Consider the following 18,846-nt stretch of genomic DNA (forward strand, 5'->3'; position numbering starts at 1 on the left):
TGGGCCACCCCAGGTGAGAAGATGACCCAGCTCCTGGGTGTTGCAACCACCGGTTGAGCCCGCCGCGCTAACGGAAAGTGTCCAAGATCTGCGGGAGTTCCCATCCCGTTCGCGCCAACCCGGGTGCCAGCGCATCCCGTCACTCCGCCTGACTCGGACGCCCCGCAGCGGTCAAGCTGATCGAGGAGGCGTGCGGGGAGCGGATCGCCCTGGTCGAGCACCGCTCCGACCTCACCTACTGGACCGCGCACGTCCGCCCCACCGACTGAGATGGGTCGTCACGCGTCGTAGTCGACGGTGAGCTTGTCGGTGGTCGGGCTGGACTGGCAGGTCAGCACATAGCCGGCCGCCAGCTCGTCGGGCTCCAGCGCGTAGTTGCGGGCCATCGTGACAGCGCCGTCGACGACCTTTGCCTTGCAGGTCGAACAGACGCCACCCTTGCAGGCGTAGGGCAGCTCGCCCCGCACCTTCAGCGCGGCGTCCAGCACCCGTTCCTCGCGACCCATCGTGAAGCTCGACGACCGGCCGTCCAGCACGATCGTCACCTCCGCCCCGGCGCCCGCCTGGTCGACGGGTCGGCGCACCGGCTCCGGCGGCGTGTCGACGTGGAACAGCTCGGTGTGCACCGCCGACTCGGGCAGCCCGCGTGCGGTCAGCACGTCCCGAACGTCGACCACCATGCCGTACGGGCCGCAGAGGAACCACTCCTCGATCAGGTCGCCCGGCACGATGGTGCCCAGCAACCGGCCCAGCCGCTCGGCGTCGATCCGACCAGAAAGCAGCGGCGACTCGCTCTGCTCTCGGGAGAGGACGTGCACCAGGTGCAGCCGGGTGGGGTGGCGGTCCTTCAGGTCGGCCAACTCCTCGGCGAACATCACCGTGTTCGCCGTGCGGTTGCCGTACACCAGCGTGAAGGTGCTGGCCGGCTCGACGGCCAGGGCGGTCGCGACCAGCCCGAGCACCGGGGTGATGCCGGAGCCGGCGACGACCGCGCCGTAGTGCCGCACCCGGTCCGGCGCGAACGCCGTGGTGAAGGTGCCCAGCGGCGGCAGCACCTCGACGGTGTCGCCACCGCGCAGCGCCCCGCAGGCGAACGCCGAGAAGGCGCCGCCGGGGATCTCGCGCACCCCGATCCGCAACCGGCCGTGCCGGGCCAGGTCGTCGGGGGTGGAGCAGATCGAGTACGACCGGCGCACGTCCGCGCCGTCCGCACCAGCTGAGCTGGTAGGCCCGGCTCCGCCGGGAAGACGGACCGTGAGGTGCTGGCCGGCGCGGAACGCGAAGGTCTCCCGCAGTTCCTCGGGTACGGCGAAGGTCACCGCCACGGAGTCGTCGGTGAGCCGGTCGACGGCGGCGACGGACAACGGGTGGAAGACCGGCCGGCGGCGAACCGGGCGGGTGATGGTGACAGTCACAGCGCCTTCAGGTGGTCGAAGGGTTCGGAGCAGGAACGGCACCGCCACAGGGCCTTGCACGCTGTGGAGCCGAACCGGCTGACCTGCTCGGTCTCCGGCGAGCCGCACTGCGGGCAGCGGACCGCGAGCGTCAGCGACACGACGCCGGCGGCGGGCACCGGGGCCGGCGGGGCGATCCCGGCGGCGGCGAGCTTGGCCCGCCCACCCTCGGAGATCCAGTCGGTGCTCCACGGTGGGCTGTAGACGGTCCGGACTTCCGCCTCCGGGTGGCCGGCGGCGGTGAGCGCGCGGCGGATGTCGGCCCGGATCACGTCCATCGCCGGGCAGCCGGTGTAGGTCGGGGTGATGGTGACGGTGACCCGGCCGCTGGCCGGATCCTCCTCGACCGCCCGCAGGATGCCCAGCTCGTCGATGGTGATGACCCGGATCTCCGGGTCCACGACGCTCGCGGCGGCCTCCCTCGCGTCACTCACCAGTGCGCTCCGGGGTGGGCGCGGTGCAGCACCTGCATCTCGGCGAGCAGGTAGGCCAGGTGCTCGGTGTGCACACCGGCCCGCCCACCAGCGGGGGCCCAGGCGCCCTCCGGCTGGGTGAGCGTCGCCTCGGCCAGCACCGGGCCGACGACCTCGTCGAACGCCGGCCGCAGGGCGGCCGGGTCGACCGGCGCCGCCGGGTCCGCGGCGAACAGCTCGTGGGTGTACGGCCACACCTGGTCGACGGCCGCCTGCATCCGGCGGTGCGACTCCTCGGTGCCGTCACCGAGCCGCTTCACCCACAGCGCGCCGTGGTCCAGGTGGTACGCCGACTCCTTGCGCGCCTTCGCGCCGATCGCGGCCAACCGCTCGTCCGCGCAGCCGACCAGCGCCGTGTACAACGGCAGTTGGTACGCCGACAGGAAGAACAGCTTCGCCATCGTCACCGCGAAGTCGTCGTTGGGCAGCTCGACCAGTAGCGCGTTGCGGAACTCGCGGTCGTCGCGCAGGTACGCCAGCGCGTCCTCGTCGCGGCCGGCGCTCTCCAGCTCGCCCGCGTACGACAGCAGCAGGCGCGCCGCGCCGAGCTGGTCGAGGGCGATGTTGGCCAGCGCGATGTCCTCTTCCATCTCCGGCGCGCGGGTGGTCCACTCGGCCAGCCGCTGGGCCGCGATCAACGCGTCGTCGGCGAGAGCGAGGGTGAAGTCGAAGGGCCCGTTCACGCTGTCACCCCGCTGCGCTCGGCGGCGGCGCGAAGCGCCACGTTGCTGTGCTGGCTGGTTCGCTCGCTCACAGGTGGGCCACCCCGTCCGGCACCTCGTAGAAGGTGGGGTGGCGGTAGACCTTGTCGGCGGCCGGGTCGAAGAAGGCGTCCTTCTCGTCCGGGCTTGACGCGGTGATCGCACCGGCCGGCACCACCCAGATCGACACGCCCTCCTGGCGGCGGGTGTAGAGGTCGCGGGCGTTACGCAGGGCAAGCTCGGCGTCGGGGGCGTGCAGGCTGCCGACGTGGGTGTGCGACAGCCCGCGCCGGGCCCGCACGAAGACCTCCCACAGAGGCGAAGGATTCGTCCTGCTGGGTTGCTCGGCTTGCTCGCTGTGCTCGCTCACGCTGCGACCGTCTCCTTCTGTCCCGCACGCTTCGCGGCGTACGCCGCAGCGGCCTCGCGTACCCAGTTGCCGTCGGCGTGCGCGGCACGGCGGTGGGCCATCCGCTCCCGGTTGCACGGCCCGTTGCCGGAGATCACCTGCATCAGCTCGTCATAGTCCGGCTGGGTGTAGTCGTACGCCTGCCGCTCGTCGTTCCAGCTCAGGTCCTCGTCGGGGATGCGCAGCCCGAGGATCTCGGCCTGCTGGACGCACATGTCGACGAAGCGTTGACGCAGGTCATCGTTCGAGAAGCGCTTGATCTTCCAGGCCATCGACTGGGCGGAGTGCGTGGAGTCGCCGTCCGGCGGGCCGAACATGGCCAGCGACGGGTACCACCAGCGGTCCACAGCGTCCTGGGCCATCGCCTGCTGCGCGGGGGTGCCGTGCGCCAGGGTGTGCAGGATCTCGTAACCCTGCCGCTGGTGGAACGACTCCTCCTTGCAGACCCGGATCATCGCGCGGGCGTACGGGCCGTAGGAGCAGCGGCAGAGCGGCACCTGGTTGACGATCGCCGCGCCGTCCACCAGCCAGCCGATGGCACCAACGTCGGCCCAGCTCAGGGTGGGGTAGTTGAAGATGGAGCTGTACTTCTGGCGGCCGTCGAGCAGCAGTTGGACCAGTTCGTCGCGGCTGATGCCGAGGGTCTCGGCGGCGGCGTAGAGGTAGAGGCCGTGACCCGCCTCGTCCTGCACCTTGGCCAGCAGGATCGCCTTGCGCTTGAGCGACGGCGCCCGACTGATCCAGTTGCCTTCCGGCTGCATGCCGATGATCTCGGAGTGGGCGTGCTGGGCGATCTGCCGGATCAGCGTCCGCCGGTACGCGTCGGGCATCCAGTCGCGGGGCTCGATCTTCTGCTCGGCGTCGACCACCTCGGTGAAGTACGCCGCCAGGTCCTCGTCCGGCGCGGGGCCGCCACGCCGCCCGCGCGCTGCCGCTGCCCGCAGCTCGGCCTCGGCGGCCTCGACCTCGCCCAGCAAACCGCCGGGCGCCTCGTCGGGAGCGCCGTTCGGGGCGGAGAAGTCGTTGCCATACATGAGGCTAAGTGTTACAGCTTGCGCCGCGTTGCACCAGGGGGTGTAACAGGAATCCGAGCATCCCATCTGTGAGCGGATGAGCGCTTTGCGCTACCTGGGCGCCGTTATATCGCCGTGACTTAGGCCACGAAACAAAGGTGAATCACTGCAAAAACCTCATACCGGCCCCATATCCCGCCTTTATCGCAGGTTGCCTGGTGTCGAACCCTGGCGGTCTCCCGGTCCGGACGTAGACTTCTGCCGGACAACCGATCGGCTGCCGACATCGACATCTCCACAGAGGCCACCTCCCCCGGCCTCGGCGATCGCACCCGATTCGTCCCGACGACAAGCCGGTCCCCCCGGCCCTGACACCTGGAGTTCACCCACTCATGCGATCTCGCGTGACCCTGGTGCTCGCCGTCACGGCGGTCGTGCTCGGCGGCGTCCTACTGGTCCCCACCGCGTACGCCCGACTCGCCAGCGACGACAGCGGCGGAGGCGGCGGAGTAGGCACGTCGAGCGTCGCCGCTCCCGCGCCCACCCCACCACCGCCGCCCACCCTGGCCGACGGCCCGGTGTCGGTGAGCTTCCAGGGTGAGTTCTTCTCGTGGGCTCTGCTGGACCGGAAGACGGGCACGATCTCCGGGTCGCCGAACATGACAGCGACCAGCTCCACCGAATCGATGATCAAGGCATGGATCGTCTCCGACTACCTGCGACAGCTCGGCGCCAAGGAGCCGTCCGCAGCAATGAAGGAGATGGCTCGACTCGCCATCGTCGACAGCAACGACGGGGCGGCCAACAAGGTCTACGCCGCCGCGGGTGGCTCCTACAAGGCCTCGACCAGCAGCATCCCCGACCCGGTGATCCAGCGGGCGATCAAGATCTGCGGGCTGACCGACACCAAGCGCGGCAACGTCAAGCCGTACACCGGCTTCTGGAGCTTCACCCGGATGTCCCCCCGCGACGCGGTCCGGGTCGGCGACTGCATCGCCGACGGTAAGGCCGCCGGCCCGAAGTGGACCAAGTGGGTGCTGGACCAGATGAGCAAGGTCAAGGGCACCACCGCGGCCAAGGACCAGCGGCCCTCGTCCGGCGGCGGCCGCTGGGGGATCATCGACGGCCTACCGAAGTCGATCACCGCTCAGGGCCCGGTCAGCATCAAGAACGGTTGGACCCCCATCTACGGCGACGGCGACTGGCACGTCAACTGCCTCGCCGTCACCAGCAAGTGGAGCCTCGCGGTGATGCTGCGCTACCCGATCAGGACCGGTCTGGACTACGGCGCGAAGGTCTGCGCCAGTGTGGCCACCCAACTGGTCACCCCGCAGCCGGGCGCCGCGCTGAAGGTGCCGCAGCAGCCGGTCGGAAAGCTCTGATGGCCGGCAACCGTCGGGTCGTCCGGCGCAACGGCGGCGAGGCCTCACCGGTTCGGCTGATCGCCGTCGCGGTCATCCTCATCGGGTTGGTCCTGGTGTCGCTGCGGCTGCTGCCCGGGTCGCCGTTCGAGTCGGCCGCCGCGGCCAAGTGGGGTGACGCGGGCTCCAGCGCCAGCGACCGCCCCACCGGCGCCGGCACCGACCGCAGCGCCCGCAAGCCGTCCTCGCCGTCACCGAGCCCCAGCCCGTCGCTGGAGCCGCTGCCCTTCGTGGCCAAGGATCTCAATCTGGACATCGAGGGCTGGTACTCCTGGAGCGTCCTCGACCGCCGAACCGGGAAGATCATCGGTTCGAAGAACATGGGCGAGACCAGCACGACCGCCTCGATGATCAAGGCCTGGATCGTCGCCGACTACCTGCGTCGCGCGGCCGACGCCGGCCAGACCCCGAGCGACGCGAAGCTCGCCGACGCTACGCGGATCATCCGGGACAGCGACAACACCCGGGCCGAACAGTTCTACAACCAGGTTGACCGGGACGCCTCGATCAAGCGGCTCATCTCCATGTGCAAGCTGACCGACAGCAGCGTCGCCCCCGACGGCGGCTGGAGCCGGACGGCTCTCTCCCCCCGGGACACCGCCCGGATGGGCAACTGCATCGTCACCGGCACCGCCGCCGGGCCGAAGTGGACCAAGTGGCTGCTCAACGAGATGAAGCAGGTTCGCGGTGCTGGCGACTTCGGTATCCGCAAGGCCTTCCCGGCCGCCGAGCAGAAGACGATCGCCATCAAGAACGGGTGGATCGACCGGACCAAGGAGCAGGAGATGCACATCAACTGCCTGGCCATCGGCGACACCTGGACGATGGGCGTGATGGTCAAGTACCCGATCAACATGGGCTACGACTACGGCATGAAGAACTGCGAGAAGATCACCGAAGCGCTGCTCCGCCCCGGCACCTGAGCCGGTCAGCCGGCGAAGAACTCCGGGCCGCCGTCCGGCAGCGCCGGGGCCTCGCCGATGGCGGCGGCCCGTCGGGCCCACTCGCGCAGCCCGGCGACCTGCCGGTCGCCGAGGGAGAAGTCGAGGGTCCGGAAGTACGTGGCCAGCGTCTCCGCGTCGAAGGTCTCCCAGCGGGCCGCCGCCTCGGCGACCTGGTCCAGCTCCGCCAGGCAGAGGTCCCGCGAGCGCAGGAATGCCTCGTGCACCTCCTTGACCAGGCCCGGGTGGGCGGCGGCGAAGTCCCGGCGGACCGCCCAGACGGCGAAGACCATCGGCAGCCCGGTCCACTCCCGCCACGCCTGCCCGAGGTCGGTGACAGTGAGGCCCCTCTGCGGCGCCTCGTAGTACGCCCGCAGCGCCACGTCACCGATCAGCACGGCGGCGTCGGCCTCCAGCAGCATCTGGGTCAGATCCGGCGGGCAGCGGAAGTACTCGGGCCGCACGTTGTACTGCTCGGCGAGCAGCAGCTGCGCCAGCATCACCCCGGTCCGCGAGGTCGAGCCGAGCGCCACCCGAGCGCCATCCAGCTCGGCGAGCGGCCGGGTGGAGACCATGTTGACCGAGAGCACCGGCCCGTCGCTGCCCACCGCCAGGTCCGGCAGGAGCAGCAGCTCGTCGGCGTGCTTCAGGTACTCCAACAGCGTGATCGGGCCGATGTCGAGGTCGCTGGCGACCAGCGCCGCGCTCAACCGGTCCGGCGAGTCCTTGTGCAGGTCGACGTCGAGCAGGGCCCCGGAGCGCATCAGACCCCAGTAGATCGGCAGGCAGTTCAGGAACTGGATGTGCCCGACCCGCGGGCGTGCGATGCGCTCAGCCATGGCCCGACCGTATCCCCGGCGTCCGGCGCCGGCTCGGCGGGCCGCCCCGGAGTGGCCAAGCCCGCATGTGACGACCGTCGTACCGCGCGGGTCACGACCGGCACGAAGACCAGCACCACCAGCAGCCCGACCACACCGGCACCGGCGATCAGCGGCCGAGGCGGAACGACCACGAGCAACGCCCCACCGATCAGGAAGCCCGCCATCGAGCCACCCTGCACCGCCGCGCCGTAACTGGCGTACGCCCGGGCGCGCATCGCCTCCGGCACCCGCCGCGCGGTGAGCAGGTTGGCGAAGACGTTCTCGCCACCGTTGGCCGCACCACCCACCAGCCAGAGCGGCACCAACACACCTGCCGCCGGCACCGTCGCCGCCAGCAGCACCATCAGACTGCACACGGCCAGAGTGGCCAGCACCCCACGTACCAACGCGCCGTCGTCGTCGAGTCGCCTGGCAAGTCGTACGGCGAGCCAGGTCCCCGGCAGCATGCCGGCCATCCATGCGGCACTGACCAGTCCGTACGTGGTCGCCGAGCCCCCCAACGTCTCCCGGATGAAGAAGACCTCGATCACGTTGATGCCACCGATCGCCGCGATCACCACTGCGGTACTCACCACCATGACGAGCATCAGCGGATCGCGGCGCAGCCGCCACTCGATCTCCGTACCCCCAGGGGTTGGCACGCCGCCCGAGACGGCCGGGCTGCTCGCGGCGGGCGTCTGGCTGGCGGCGGCCCCGCTGCTCGCGGCGGGCCGCCGACCGCCGCGTCGGGTCCGCAGCAGCAGGCCCGCGACCACGAGCGCCAGGTAGGTCGCGGAGTCGAGGAGCAGCGGTACGCGGGTGCCGAACTGCCCCACCAGCAGGCCGGCCAGCACCGGGCCGCCGAGCGCACCGAGCGAGACGGCGGTCTGACTGATCGCGCTGGCCCGCGGCAGGTCGGCCGGGCGGACCATCTTCGGCAGCAGCGCGGCGAGGCAGGGTTGGGTCACCGCGAGCCCGCAGGCCAGCAGGGTGACGAGCCCGATCACCAGGACCGGTTGCTCGACGACGGCGAGCAGCGCGCAGATTGCGGCCTGCGCGAACCCGACGGTCACCAGCAGGGTACGACTGTCCGTCCGGTCGGCGAGTCGGCCCGCGAGTGGGGCGAGCACCACCAGGGGCAGGGTGGCGGCCAGCAGCAGCCCCGACACGGCCAGCCCGCCGGCACCGGCACCCTGTAGGGCCAGCGCCAGCGCTGTCGCGGCGAGGAAGTCGCCGCAGATCGTGGTGCCCCGAGCGGCGGCGACGAGCCAGACGTCCGACCAGCGCGATTCGTCAGTTGTGAAGGACATACTTCGAAAATAGTCCTTCACAACTGATTCATGCAAGCCTGACTATGCCAACGGCACCGTCCGGTACTGCACCGCGACAGTGCGCGCCCCCGGCGGCGGATCACCTTGCCGCCGCCGCGGGTGATACGGCCGGAGCAGCGCCAGCACCGCCTCGTTCAACTCGGCCAGCTCCTCCGCGGTGAGCAGCACCAGAGTGTCGGTGAACAGGGCGGTCTCGTACCACTCGGCCGGCTCGTCCCCGGCGCGCCGCAACCAGTCCCGGGTCCGCTCCATGGCCCGGACCGCATGGGCCTCCACCAGCGCCTGCTCGGCCGCACGCGCCTCAGGCCCGGCATCACGGCCCGCCTCGACCAGCACGCTCACACTCGGCACGCGCCACAGCCGCTCACGCGCGTCCCCCCGGCTCGGCGCGTGCTCGACCAGGCCGAACTTCGCCAGCGCGCGCAGGTGGTAACTGGTTGCGCTCGGCGACAGCCCGACGATCTCGGCACACTCGGTGGCGGTCCCACCGCTCGTGCGACTGTTCAGGTGCTCCATGATCGCGATCCGGGCCGGATGGGCCATCGCCCGCATCACCTGGGGGTCGCTGATCGTCATCCGGCGCGAATCGGAGCGGGCCTCGGTCATAGGCCCATGATCCCGCCAGGCCCCCCAACCTGCCATCACCCCCGCGTCCCCGGTGATCGACTCGGTTCCTGGAAATCGCGGCGTCGCGCCGTCCTGGACACCGCGACCTCATGAAAATTGAGTCGATCAACGGCACCCGACCGGGCAACACGCCGTCTCGGATGGGTGGTCGCGTCGGTAATTCGCTGGATACGGCGGGTTGGGGCGCGTAGGGTTGCAGCCCGCTTGACGGCCGAGGTGAGCTGCACCGGAACGGACGTCTTCGCGCCGGGCGGGCGGCCATCCGCCCCCGGACACGCGAGCGCGCAGCAGATGTGAACGATGGGACGTCAGCATGCCCGCACTTGACCTCGACCTCGACCTCGACGCGGACCTCGACGCCGAACGCGCACACCTCACCACCTCGCGGGCAGCGCTCGGTCGGATGCGGGAGCGGGCCGAGTCTCTCTTCGCCACCGGTGACCAGGTGGCCGGCGACGCGTACGCTGCCGAGACGCTCGGCCGCACCCTGGCCCGCCGGGTCGCCGAACTGGCCGACGACCCGACCACTCCGCTCTTCTTCGGCCGCCTCGACTTCGCCGGCGCCCCGAGCGCCAGCACCACCGACAGCGGCACCACGAACAGCGGCACCACGAGCGGCAGGCACACAGCCGGCAGGCCGACGAACGACCCGGCCGCACCCGACGGGAGCGGTGATCATTACGGGCGGCGGTATCACGTGGGGCGGCGGCATGTCACCGATGAGCGTGGCGAGCCGTTGGTGCTGGACTGGCGGGCGCCGGTCTCCCGCTCGTTCTACCGGGCCAGTGTGCGGGATCCGCAGGGGGTGGCGGTTCGGCGGCGGTTCGGGTTCAGCAATGGTCTGCTGACCAGCTTCGAGGATGAGCGGCTGGATCGGGGCGAAGAGCTCGGTACGACCAGTCGGATCCTCACCGCCGAGATCGAGCGTCCGCGCGTCGGGCCGATGCGGGACATCGTCGCCACGATTCAGCCGGAGCAGGACGAGCTGGTCCGGGCTGACCTCGCCGACTCGATCTGTGTGCAGGGCGCGCCGGGTACGGGGAAGACGGCGGTGGGTCTGCACCGGGCCGCGTACCTGCTCTATCTGCATCGGGAGCGGTTGCGGCGGGCGGGTGTGTTGATCGTCGGGCCGAACCGGGCGTTCCTGTCGTACATCGCGGCGGTGCTGCCGGCGCTCGGTGAGGTCGAGGTCGAGCAGGCCACGGTGGAAGAGTTGATCTCTCGGGTGGCGGTCCGGGCGGTCGAGGCGCCGACGGTGGCCGCGCTCAAACACGACGTACGGATGGCGAGCGTGTTGCGGCGCGCGGTGCAGGCGCAGATCGGCGCCCCGACCGAGTCGATCACCGTGTCGGACGGTTCGTTCCGCTGGCGGATCGGGGTGGAGCCGTTGCACCGGATCGTCGAGGAGACCCGCCGGGAGGGGCTGCCGTACGGCACGGGTCGGGAACGTGTCCAGGCGCGGGTGGTGAGTCTGCTGCAACGGCAGGCCGAGGCGCGGCGTGCGGAGTCGCCCAGCGATGCCTGGCTGCGTCGGATGAGCCGCTGCCGGCCGGTGCTCGATTTCCTGGACGCGGTCTGGCCGGCCCTCACCCCGGAAGGGCTGGTGCACGGCCTCCTCTCCGATCCGGACCGGCTCGCCGCCGCGGCCGACGGGCTGCTCAGCGACGCCGAGCAGGCGCAGCTCGTCTGGGCCAAGCCGGCCCGCACGCCGAAGGCCACCCGCTGGACCGCCGCCGACGCGGTGCTGATCGACGAGGCGACCGGGCTGCTGGAACGGCTCTCCGGGTTCGGGCACGTGGTGGTGGACGAGGCGCAGGATCTCTCGCCGATGCAGTGTCGGGCCATCGCACGGCGCAGCGAGCACGGCTCGGTCACGCTCCTCGGTGACCTCGCCCAGGGCACCGCCCCGTGGGCGGCGACGGACTGGAGGGAATCCCTCGCCCACCTGGGCAAGCCGGACGCGGTGGTGGTGCCGTTGACAGTCGGTTTCCGGGTGCCCGCCGCAGTCGTCGCATTCGCGAACCTGCTGCTCCCGGCGCTCGCTGTGGACGTACCGCCGGCCGAGTCGCTGCGCCACGACGGCGGCCTGGACGTGCGTACGGTGACCGACCTGACCTCGGCGACGGTGGCCGAGTCGCGCGCGGCGCTCGCCCACGACGGCTCCGTCGGTGTGATCGCCGCGGACGACGTGGTCGACGGTTTGCGCGCGGCGCTGGCCGAGGCCGGTGTCGAGACCGCGACCGCCGACGACGTGGCGGCCGCGGAGCGGGTCACGGTGGTGCCGGCGACGCTGGTCAAGGGCCTTGAGTACGACCACGTGGTGGTGGTCGAGCCGGCGGCGATCGTCGCGGCCGAGCCGCGCGGGCTGCACCGGTTGTACGTGGTGCTCACCCGGGCGGTGTCCCGGCTGGCGGTGCTGCACGTGGCGCCGCTGCCTGCCCCGCTCGTCGGCGGGTCAGCCGGCTGACAGGGCCGCCGCGATCTCCCGCAGCGGGCGGCTGGAGTCGGCGAGCGGCACGTGGAACGACAGCCAGGACCCGTCGGCGAAGCCGAGCAGCAGCCGCTGGTCGGTGACCCCCAGCACGAGGTTCCGGAGGCCGGGGCCCTTCGCCGCCACGGTCAGGGCATGGTGCAGCACGGATGCCGATGAACCCGGTTCGCCTCGACCTCCGACACCGAAGAGGAGCCAGTCGACGGCGTTGTCCGCCCGACCGAAGGTGATGTTCGGTGACAGCACGGCGAGCAGGGCACCCAGGAAGCCCGGCCCACCCGTGGCGGGTGGGGCCGACGGTTGCGCGGGCGGCGCCGGGGTCAGGCCGTCGCCCGCTCGGACCTGGGCCACCGCGCGCACCTGCTCCCCGGCCACCAGCAGCCGGGTGATCCCCTCGACGTACCGTGCCCGACTCTCGTCGACAGTCATCAGCGCCCCTCGTGGTCGGTGGGCACGGACCATCCGCTGTGGCCTGTGCGACGGATCAGTCACCACGGTTGACCACCATAGGCACTGCTCGCCGCGATCGGGGGCCTGCCGCAGCCGGTGATGACGGGGTCACCCACCTCGACTTTGTGCCGTAAAGTAGTTTGCGTGGACCCCGACGATGATTCACCACCCACCGACGCCGCAGCGGCGCTCCGGCTGATCCAGGACCAACGGTCCGCGACGGCACGCCGGCTCGATCCCGACGCCCGCCTGCTCTACTGGCCGTGGGGTGTCGCCTGGCTGGTCGGGTTCGGGCTGTTCTTCCTGCGGTTTCCCCCGGGTGACCGGGCGCTGGTCGACCTGCCGAGCTGGCTGCCGCTGACCGTCCTCTTCGTGCTGCTCGCGGCTGCCGGAGCGACCCAGGCGGTGGTCAGCACGCGGGCCTACGGCCAGGTGATCGGCGACTCCGCTCGGCGTGGGCAGTGGTACGGGTACGCCTGGGCCCTCGGTTCGGTGAGCGTCTACGCGGGGCTCGGTCGAATCTCCGAGCACCTGCCGCACGACCTGGCGGCGCTGCTGTGGTCGGCGACCGCCGTCGGGTTGACCGGTGCGCTGCACATGGCCGGCGGGGCGGTCTGGCTGGATCGGGACCTGTTCCGGTTGGGCGTCTGGGTCAGCGTGATCAACCTGATCGGCGCGATCGCCGGGCCGGGCTGGCACGCGCTTGTCGTGGCGGTGGCCGGCGGCGGCGGGATCCTGGTGGTCGGCGCGCTCGCCCGGCGGCGGCAGCGACAGCGGCAGCAGCCGTGACCGAGCTGGATCCGGTCATCCACGCGCAGGCCCGGCTGCGGGTGGTCGCCAGCCTCTCGGCTCTCAACGTCGGCGACAAGATCGCGTTCCCTCGCCTGCAGGAGCTGCTCGCGATGACCGCCGGCAACCTCTCGGTGCACCTGCGCAAGCTTGAGGACGCCGGCTACGTGGAGATCAGCAAGACCCATCGTGGACGCACCCCGGCGACCCTGGTCGGGCTCAGCCGGCGAGGCCGGCTGGCGTTCGAGGAGTACACCGAGGCTATCCGCGCCCTGCTCGACCCCACCCCGTCGAAGGAGCAGTCATGACCCTCGCCCGCGCCGACCAGGCCAGCCGCCGGTACGGCGACGTCCTCGCCCTCGACCGCGTCGACCTGGAAGTCCGGGCCGGTGAGCTGGTCGGCCTGCTCGGGCCGAACGGCGCCGGCAAGAGCACCCTGATGAACCTGCTGGTGGGCCTGCGCCGCCCCAGCTCCGGGCGGGTCGAGCTGTTCGGCGGCGACCCCCGCGACCCGGCGAGCCGCCGGCAGATCGGGGTCACCCCGCAGGAGACCGGCCTGCCCGGCACGCTGCGGGTCGGCGAGGTCGTCGACTTCGTCTCCGCGCACTACCCCGACCCGGTGCCCCGGGCGGAGCTGCTTGACCGCTTCGGTCTCGCCGACCTCGTCCGACGGCAGACCGGTGGGCTCTCCGGCGGGCAGCGCCGCCGGTTGGCGGTGGCGTTGGCGTTCGTCGGCCGGCCCCGGTTGGTGCTGCTCGACGAGCCGACCACGGGCCTGGACGTGGCCGCCCGGCACACCCTGTGGGACGCGATCCGGGCATTCCACGAGGACGGCGGCACCGTGCTGTTGAGCAGCCACTACCTGGAGGAGGTGGAGGCACTCGCCCACCGGGTGGTGGTCATCGGGCAGGGCCGGGTGCTCGCCGACGACACAGTGGACGCGGTGCGCGGCATCGTGGGCGTACGCCGGGTCAGCCTGGTCGCCGACAGCCTGCCCGACCTTCCCGGGGTGGTGCGCACCGAACGGGTCGACGGTCGGCTGCACCTGCTCACCACCGACGCCGACGAGCTGGTCCGAGCGCTGGTCACGGCCCAGACCCCGTTCACCGACCTGGAGGTACGGCCGACCTCGCTGGAGGAGGCGTTCCTCGCCATCACCAGCGGAGAAGCGCCCGGCGGCGACACCGCCAGCGGGGACACGCCCAGCGGCACCGGCCGACCGACCACCGCCGCTGCCGGCGGCCGACCCACCACCGTCTGAGGAGGCCACCGTGCAGCTCGCCCTGGTCCACGCCCGCTACCAACTCCTGGAGATCATCCGGATTCCGGTGGCCGTCTTCGGCAGCGCCTTCTTCCCGGCCGCCGCCATGATCTTCTTCGTGGTGCCCTTCGCCGGTGACGACCCGGTCGGCGCCACCTACGCCACCGCGTCGATGGTCACCTTCTCGGTGATGAGCGCCAACATCTTCCAGTACGGCGTCGGCGTCGCCGAGGACCGCGACCAGCCCTGGAACCCGTACACCCGGACCCTGCCGGCCGGGCCGGCCCCGCGGTTCGCCGGCCGGGTGCTGGCCGGCCTGGCGCTGACCTACCTCTCGCTGATCCCGGTCGTGGTGATCGGCGCGACGCTGACCGCGGCCCAGGTCACCCCGGCGGCGTTCCTGCTGGCCCTCGGCACCGTGGCCGTCATCTCGGTGCCGTTCACGCTGATGGGGCTCGCCATCGGCTACTCGTTGCCGAGCAAGGCGGCGATCGTGGTGGCGCAGGTGCTCTTCCTGCCGCTGGCCTTCGGCGGCGGCCTGCTCTCCGCGCCGGGTGACGCGCCCGGGTTCATCGAGACGATCGCGCCGTACCTGCCCACCCGGGGCGCTGCCGAGCTGATGTGGGCGGCGGCGGCCGACTACGACGTGGAGCCGCTGGCAGTGATCATGCTCGGTGTCTGGGTGGTGCTGCTCGCCGCGCTCGCCGGCTGGGCGTACCGGAGGGACGAGGGTCGCCGGTTCAGCTGACGATTCGTCCGTTTCCGCCCCGGGCCGCAGCGGGACGGTGCCAGGATTCCGGCAGGGGGCCGCCGTGGCCGCCCGGGCCGAGAGGGGTCTTGACGTGAGCACCGTCCCGCCGGGTACGCCCTGCTGGGCCGACCTGGCCACCCCGGACCTGGCCGACGCGCGGCGCTTCTACCCGGAGCTGTTCGGGTGGACCGGCCAGGTCACCCCTGAGCCCGAGGCGGGCGGCTACACGGTCTTCCTGCTCGACGGTAAGCCGGTGGCCGGCGCCGGCCCGCCGGCGATCCCGGACCAGATCCCGATCTGGTCGACCTACCTCGCCACCGACGACGCCGAACTGGTCGCCGGCCGGGTCGAACGGGCCGGCGGGCAGGTCGTGGTACCACCGTTCGAGGTCTTCGACAGGGGTTGGATGGCGGTCTTCGCCGACCCGGCCGGCGCGACCTTCAGCGTCTGGCAGCCGCTGGCCATGGCCGGTGCCGAGGTGTTCAACGTGCCGGGCGCGATGAGCTGGAACGAGCTGGTCACCCCCGACCCCGAGGGCGCGAAGGTCTTCTACGAGCTGGTGTTCGGCTGGCAGCCCGACGACCAGGCGGTGGGCGCGATGACGTACACCGGGTGGCGGCTCGGGACGCAGATCGTCGCCGGGATGATGCCGCCGCTGGCCGACGACTTTCCGGCCGACCTGCCCGCGTACTGGACCGTGTACTTCGCGGTGACCGACGCGGATGCCGCCGCGGCCCGCGCGTCCGAGCTGGGCGGAACGATCCTGGTTCCGCCCCGCGACATCCCGGCGGGCCGCTTCGCCGCCCTGCGCGACCCCCAGGGCGCCCTCTTCTCCGTCATCGACCTGGGCCCCTGACCCAGCGCCTGCGTGCTTCAGGGGCGGGTGGGGCGGACGGGCACCACCAACGGGCCGTGGGCGCCGGGCACCACCCGGACGCTGGCCCGGTAGTGGGTGGCGAGCAGCTCCTCGGTCAGCACCTCGGGTGGAGTTCCGGCGGCCACCACCTGACCGGCGGCGAGCATCACCATCCGGTCGGCGTACTCGCCGGCCAGGGAGAGGTCGTGCATCGTGGCCAGGACGGTCAGGCCGTGCTCGCGGCGTAGCTGGTCGACGACTTCGAGCACGTCCTGCTGGTGGCCGATGTCGAGCGCGCTGGTCGGCTCGTCGAGCAGCAGCAGCGTCGCGCCCTGGGCGAGCGCGCGGGCGAGGAACACCCGCTGCCGTTCGCCGCCGGAGAGGGTGGCCAGTTCACGACGGTGGAAGCCGGCGAGGTCCAACCGCCCCAGCACCTCGTGCACGGCGTCGACGTCGGCTGTCGACTCCCGGCCCAGGGTCGGGATGTACGGGGTGCGGCCGAGCAGCACGTAGTCCAGCACCGACATGCCGGGAGGCACCACCGGGGACTGTGCCACAGTGGCCACTATCCGGGCGCGGTCCCGACGGCGCAGCGCGGCACTCGGCGTACCGAAGAGAGTGATCGCCTTCGGCGCGGGCAGCAGGCCGCCGACGGCGCGCAACAGCGTGGATTTGCCGGCGCCGTTCGGGCCGATCACGGTGACCCATTCGCCGACAGCGACGGTGAGGTCGACGCCGGTCAGGATCGGCGTGCCACCGAGGGCGACGTGCAGCCCGCGCACCTCGACGGCCGGCGTGCCGGCGGCGGGTTCGCGGCTCACGTGAGCATTCGCCGGGCGGTCCGCAGCACGAGGACGAAGAACGGGCCGCCCAGCAGGGCGGTCACCACTCCGATCGGCAGCTCGGACGGAGCGGCGACGGTGCGGGCCACCACGTCGGTGAGCGCCAGGAACGCGCCGCCGAACAGCAGTGACATCGGCAGGATCACCCGGTAGCTGGACCCGGCGAGCAGCCGGACGGTGTGCGGCACGATGATGCCGACGAAGCCGATCAGCCCGGTCGCGGAGACCGCCGCGGCGGTGCCCAGCGAGGCGGCGGCGATCAAGAGGTAGCGGGTGCGCTGCGGGTGCAGGCCCAGACTTCTCGCCTCGTCGTCGCCGACCGCGAGGACGTCCAGTTCGCGGCGGTGCAGCAGCACCACGACCGTGGTCAGCGCGGCGTACGGCAGCACCAGCAGCACGTCGTGCCAACCGGCGGTGGCCAGTCGGCCGAGCAGCCAGGAGTAGACCGGCTGGATGCTGTCGGCGTTTCGTTGCAGGAGGTACGTCTGCCCGGCGGAGAGGAACGCGGAGACCGCCACCCCGGCCAGGATCAGCATGGCCGGTGACCCGCGTCGCCCACCGGCGGCGCCGAGCACGTAGGTCATCGTGACGGCGAGCAGCGAACCGGCGAACGCGGCCAACGGAATGGTCATCGGCAACCCGGAGAGCGTGCCCTCCCGACCGGCGCCGCCGAGGGCGATCGCCGCGGTGACCGCGAGGCCGGCGCCGGCTGCCACACCGAGCAGGTACGGGTCGGCCAGCGGGTTGCGGAACACGCCCTGGTAGCAACCGCCGGCGAGGGCGAGCAGACCGCCGACGAGCAGGCCCAGCACCACCCGGGGCAGGCGCAGCTCGGTGACGATCGCGATCTCACGCTCGGTCAGCCCGCTGTCGAGGTGCACCCCGGGGAACAGGTTGAGCAGCTCGGCGGCGACGCTGCCCGGGGGCAGGCTCACCGGGCCGAGCGACACCCCGACGACGAGCGCGACGAGCACCGCGACCAGGCCCGCGACCAACCACCGCAGGCGCAGCCCGGCGGGCCGGGCCCCGGACGGCAGCCCGGCGGGCCGGGCCGGGGAACGTGGCTCGGCCCGCGGGGACGACGGCGGCGTCTCGGCCGACCGACCGGTTGGTGCCGGATCGGACACCTGTCGCGGCCCGGTCACCGACGGACGACGGTCACGCGGGCACCTTGGCGACCGCGTCGATGATGACCCGGAGCAGGTCCACGACCCGCGGACCCCAGCGGGAGGCGATGTCATCGTCGAGGGCGACGACCTGGTTGTTCTTCACCGCTGTGAGGCCGGCCCAGCCACTGCGTGCCTTGACGGTGTCGGCGCTCTGCTGGCAGCACTTGGCATCGGCCAGGAAGACGAAGTCCGGGTCGGCCTTGACGATGGACTCCTGGGACAGCTGCGGGTAGCCGAAGTTCTTACCGTCCGCGTCGGCCGGGTCGGCGATGTTGGTCAGGCCGACCTGGCTGTAGAGCGAGCCGATGAAGGTCTTGCTGGTGGCGCTGTACAGCTCCGGGCCCAGCTCGTGGAAGTAGGTGAGCTTCTCGGCGCGCTGCGGCAGGTCCTTGACCAGCTTGGCGATGTCGTCCTTCATCCGGGTGGCGACGTCGGTGGCCTGGTCGGCGTGCCCGGTCAGCGTGCCCAGCTCGGTGATCTGCCGGTACGAGTCGTCGAGCGTGACCGCCGCCGGGGTCCGGTACACCGGAATCTTCAGCTTGCCGAGCTGCTCGACGATCTTGTTGCGGTCGTCGGAGAGCACCACGAGGTCAGGGTTCTTGCCGGCGATCGCCTCGGCGTTCGGCTGGAAGGCGGAGAGGTCGGTCTTGGGCACGTCGGCCGGGTAGTTCGACTGGTCGTCGACGGCGGTCACCTGGGGGCCGGCACCGATCGCGAAGAGCATCTCGGTGGCGGTGGGCGACAGCACGACGATCTTCTCGGGGCGCTTGTCGAGGGTGAGCGCGCCGACGGTGACCGGGTAGGCGGCGGCAGCGGTGCCGGCGCTCGGCTTGTCGTCGGCCTTCTCGGCGCAGGCGCCGAGGGCGAGCGCGGTGACCGCGAGGGTCGCCGCGAAGAGCCGAGGGGTGTGTCTGAACATAGGGGCCTCCTGTCGGTCGAGGAGTGTGGTGCTTCGCCGACAGGGACTTTCGTACGCCCGCCCACGAGGCGCCCTTCCTCGAGAGCGC

Annotated in this window: 20 protein-coding genes; 8 read left to right on the plus strand and 12 right to left on the minus strand. The window is 71.6% G+C overall.

Features of this window, described 5'->3' with window-relative positions:
• Positions 1-278: 278 nt before the first annotated feature.
• From paaE to paaA, 5 genes are all read right to left on the minus strand, one after another.
• A complete protein-coding gene (gene paaE, locus ABZS40_RS22775) occupies positions 279-1,415 on the minus strand; it encodes a 1,2-phenylacetyl-CoA epoxidase subunit PaaE (protein ID WP_354945347.1) in 1,137 nt (378 codons plus the stop codon).
• Entirely contained in the window at positions 1,412-1,888 is a 477-nt protein-coding gene (gene paaD / locus ABZS40_RS22780; protein WP_354945348.1) for a 1,2-phenylacetyl-CoA epoxidase subunit PaaD, read from the minus strand. The genes paaE and paaD overlap by 4 nt, the downstream gene beginning before the upstream one ends.
• On the minus strand, positions 1,885-2,610 hold the full coding sequence (gene paaC / locus ABZS40_RS22785; protein ID WP_354945349.1) for a 1,2-phenylacetyl-CoA epoxidase subunit PaaC: 726 nt from the start codon (positions 2,608-2,610) through the stop codon (positions 1,885-1,887). Before paaC ends, paaD begins: the two co-directional genes overlap by 4 nt.
• Before the next feature lie 67 nt (positions 2,611-2,677).
• Entirely contained in the window at positions 2,678-2,998 is a 321-nt protein-coding gene (gene paaB, locus ABZS40_RS22790; protein WP_354945350.1) for a 1,2-phenylacetyl-CoA epoxidase subunit PaaB, read from the minus strand.
• Positions 2,995-4,071 (minus strand): 1,2-phenylacetyl-CoA epoxidase subunit PaaA, encoded by a 1,077-nt coding sequence (paaA, locus tag ABZS40_RS22795; protein ID WP_354945351.1) that lies wholly within the window; start codon positions 4,069-4,071, stop codon positions 2,995-2,997. The genes paaB and paaA overlap by 4 nt, the downstream gene beginning before the upstream one ends.
• A 371-nt stretch (positions 4,072-4,442) precedes the next feature.
• On the opposite strand from paaA, the gene ABZS40_RS22800 reads away from it, so the two are divergent.
• Together ABZS40_RS22800 and ABZS40_RS22805 are read left to right on the plus strand one after the other, a co-directional pair.
• Positions 4,443-5,432 (plus strand): hypothetical protein, encoded by a 990-nt coding sequence (locus ABZS40_RS22800; RefSeq protein ID WP_354945352.1) that lies wholly within the window; start codon positions 4,443-4,445, stop codon positions 5,430-5,432.
• A complete protein-coding gene (locus ABZS40_RS22805; protein ID WP_354945353.1) occupies positions 5,432-6,394 on the plus strand; it encodes a hypothetical protein in 963 nt (320 codons plus the stop codon). The genes ABZS40_RS22800 and ABZS40_RS22805 overlap by 1 nt, the downstream gene beginning before the upstream one ends.
• A 5-nt stretch (positions 6,395-6,399) precedes the next feature.
• Here the strand turns inward: ABZS40_RS22805 and ABZS40_RS22810 are convergent, their stop codons facing one another.
• Genes ABZS40_RS22810 through ABZS40_RS22820 form a run of 3 tightly spaced genes read right to left on the minus strand, consistent with a single transcriptional unit; the run spans position 6,400 to position 9,209 of the window.
• Positions 6,400-7,251, minus strand: coding sequence for a menaquinone biosynthesis protein (locus ABZS40_RS22810; RefSeq protein ID WP_354945354.1), 852 nt, complete (start codon positions 7,249-7,251; stop codon positions 6,400-6,402).
• Positions 7,203-8,582, minus strand: coding sequence for an MFS transporter (locus ABZS40_RS22815; RefSeq protein ID WP_354945355.1), 1,380 nt, complete (start codon positions 8,580-8,582; stop codon positions 7,203-7,205). Before ABZS40_RS22815 ends, ABZS40_RS22810 begins: the two co-directional genes overlap by 49 nt.
• A 42-nt stretch (positions 8,583-8,624) precedes the next feature.
• Positions 8,625-9,209, minus strand: a complete 585-nt coding sequence (locus ABZS40_RS22820; RefSeq protein ID WP_354945356.1) for a winged helix-turn-helix domain-containing protein — start codon at positions 9,207-9,209, stop codon at positions 8,625-8,627.
• 334 nt (positions 9,210-9,543) lie between these two features.
• On the opposite strand from ABZS40_RS22820, the gene ABZS40_RS22825 reads away from it, so the two are divergent.
• Positions 9,544-11,697 carry an AAA family ATPase gene (locus tag ABZS40_RS22825; protein WP_354945358.1) on the plus strand — a complete coding sequence of 718 codons (2,154 nt, stop codon included), beginning with the start codon at positions 9,544-9,546 and terminating at the stop codon, positions 11,695-11,697.
• On the opposite strand, the gene ABZS40_RS22830 is transcribed toward ABZS40_RS22825, so the two are convergent.
• Positions 11,686-12,150, minus strand: coding sequence for a hypothetical protein (locus tag ABZS40_RS22830; RefSeq protein WP_354945359.1), 465 nt, complete (start codon positions 12,148-12,150; stop codon positions 11,686-11,688). The two genes, ABZS40_RS22825 and ABZS40_RS22830, sit on opposite strands and share 12 nt — an antisense overlap.
• Before the next feature lie 165 nt (positions 12,151-12,315).
• On the opposite strand from ABZS40_RS22830, the gene ABZS40_RS22835 reads away from it, so the two are divergent.
• The 5 genes from ABZS40_RS22835 (at position 12,316) to ABZS40_RS22855 (ending at position 15,828) form a co-directional block, all read left to right on the plus strand.
• Positions 12,316-12,960, plus strand: a complete 645-nt coding sequence (locus ABZS40_RS22835) for a transporter (protein ID WP_354945360.1) — start codon at positions 12,316-12,318, stop codon at positions 12,958-12,960.
• A complete protein-coding gene (locus ABZS40_RS22840) occupies positions 12,957-13,268 on the plus strand; it encodes a transcriptional regulator (protein WP_354945361.1) in 312 nt (103 codons plus the stop codon). The genes ABZS40_RS22835 and ABZS40_RS22840 overlap by 4 nt, the downstream gene beginning before the upstream one ends.
• Entirely contained in the window at positions 13,265-14,221 is a 957-nt protein-coding gene (locus tag ABZS40_RS22845; RefSeq protein ID WP_354945362.1) for an ABC transporter ATP-binding protein, read from the plus strand. The genes ABZS40_RS22840 and ABZS40_RS22845 overlap by 4 nt, the downstream gene beginning before the upstream one ends.
• Before the next feature lie 10 nt (positions 14,222-14,231).
• The gene (locus ABZS40_RS22850) at positions 14,232-14,969 is read left to right on the plus strand and encodes an ABC transporter permease (RefSeq protein WP_238679917.1); all 738 of its coding nucleotides are present in this window, start codon (positions 14,232-14,234) and stop codon (positions 14,967-14,969) included.
• Between the two features lie 94 nt (positions 14,970-15,063).
• Positions 15,064-15,828: a VOC family protein gene (locus tag ABZS40_RS22855; RefSeq protein WP_354945363.1), complete on the plus strand. Its 765-nt coding sequence runs from the start codon at positions 15,064-15,066 to the stop codon at positions 15,826-15,828.
• A 17-nt stretch (positions 15,829-15,845) separates the two neighbouring features.
• Here ABZS40_RS22855 and ABZS40_RS22860 read toward each other — a convergent pair whose 3' ends face one another.
• The 3 genes from ABZS40_RS22860 to ABZS40_RS22870 form a co-directional block, all read right to left on the minus strand.
• Positions 15,846-16,649, minus strand: a complete 804-nt coding sequence (locus ABZS40_RS22860; protein WP_210785271.1) for an ABC transporter ATP-binding protein — start codon at positions 16,647-16,649, stop codon at positions 15,846-15,848.
• On the minus strand, positions 16,646-17,707 hold the full coding sequence (locus ABZS40_RS22865; RefSeq protein ID WP_354945471.1) for an iron ABC transporter permease: 1,062 nt from the start codon (positions 17,705-17,707) through the stop codon (positions 16,646-16,648). Before ABZS40_RS22865 ends, ABZS40_RS22860 begins: the two co-directional genes overlap by 4 nt.
• Before the next feature lie 121 nt (positions 17,708-17,828).
• On the minus strand, positions 17,829-18,758 hold the full coding sequence (locus tag ABZS40_RS22870; RefSeq protein WP_354945364.1) for an ABC transporter substrate-binding protein: 930 nt from the start codon (positions 18,756-18,758) through the stop codon (positions 17,829-17,831).
• Between the last annotated feature and the right edge of the window lie 88 nt (positions 18,759-18,846).

It is taken from the genome of Micromonospora sp. NPDC005324 (genome assembly GCF_040607155.1).
GTDB lineage: Bacteria > Actinomycetota > Actinomycetes > Mycobacteriales > Micromonosporaceae > Micromonospora > Micromonospora trifolii.

Bases quoted from the DNA above. Each gene is read 5' to 3' on its own strand.
- ABZS40_RS22820 (WP_354945356.1), bottom strand. From the start codon at position 9,209: ATGACCGAGGCCCGCTCCGATTCGCGCCGGATGACGATCAGCGACCCC.
- ABZS40_RS22815 (WP_354945355.1), bottom strand. From the start codon at position 8,582: ATGTCCTTCACAACTGACGAATCGCGCTGGTCGGACGTCTGGCTCGTC.
- ABZS40_RS22870 (WP_354945364.1), bottom strand. From the start codon at position 18,758: ATGTTCAGACACACCCCTCGGCTCTTCGCGGCGACCCTCGCGGTCACC.
- ABZS40_RS22800 (WP_354945352.1), top strand. From the start codon at position 4,443: ATGCGATCTCGCGTGACCCTGGTGCTCGCCGTCACGGCGGTCGTGCTC.
- ABZS40_RS22805 (WP_354945353.1), top strand. From the start codon at position 5,432: ATGGCCGGCAACCGTCGGGTCGTCCGGCGCAACGGCGGCGAGGCCTCA.
- ABZS40_RS22830 (WP_354945359.1), bottom strand. From the start codon at position 12,150: ATGACTGTCGACGAGAGTCGGGCACGGTACGTCGAGGGGATCACCCGG.
- paaA (WP_354945351.1), bottom strand. From the start codon at position 4,071: ATGTATGGCAACGACTTCTCCGCCCCGAACGGCGCTCCCGACGAGGCG.
- ABZS40_RS22825 (WP_354945358.1), top strand. From the start codon at position 9,544: ATGCCCGCACTTGACCTCGACCTCGACCTCGACGCGGACCTCGACGCC.
- ABZS40_RS22810 (WP_354945354.1), bottom strand. From the start codon at position 7,251: ATGGCTGAGCGCATCGCACGCCCGCGGGTCGGGCACATCCAGTTCCTG.
- ABZS40_RS22845 (WP_354945362.1), top strand. From the start codon at position 13,265: ATGACCCTCGCCCGCGCCGACCAGGCCAGCCGCCGGTACGGCGACGTC.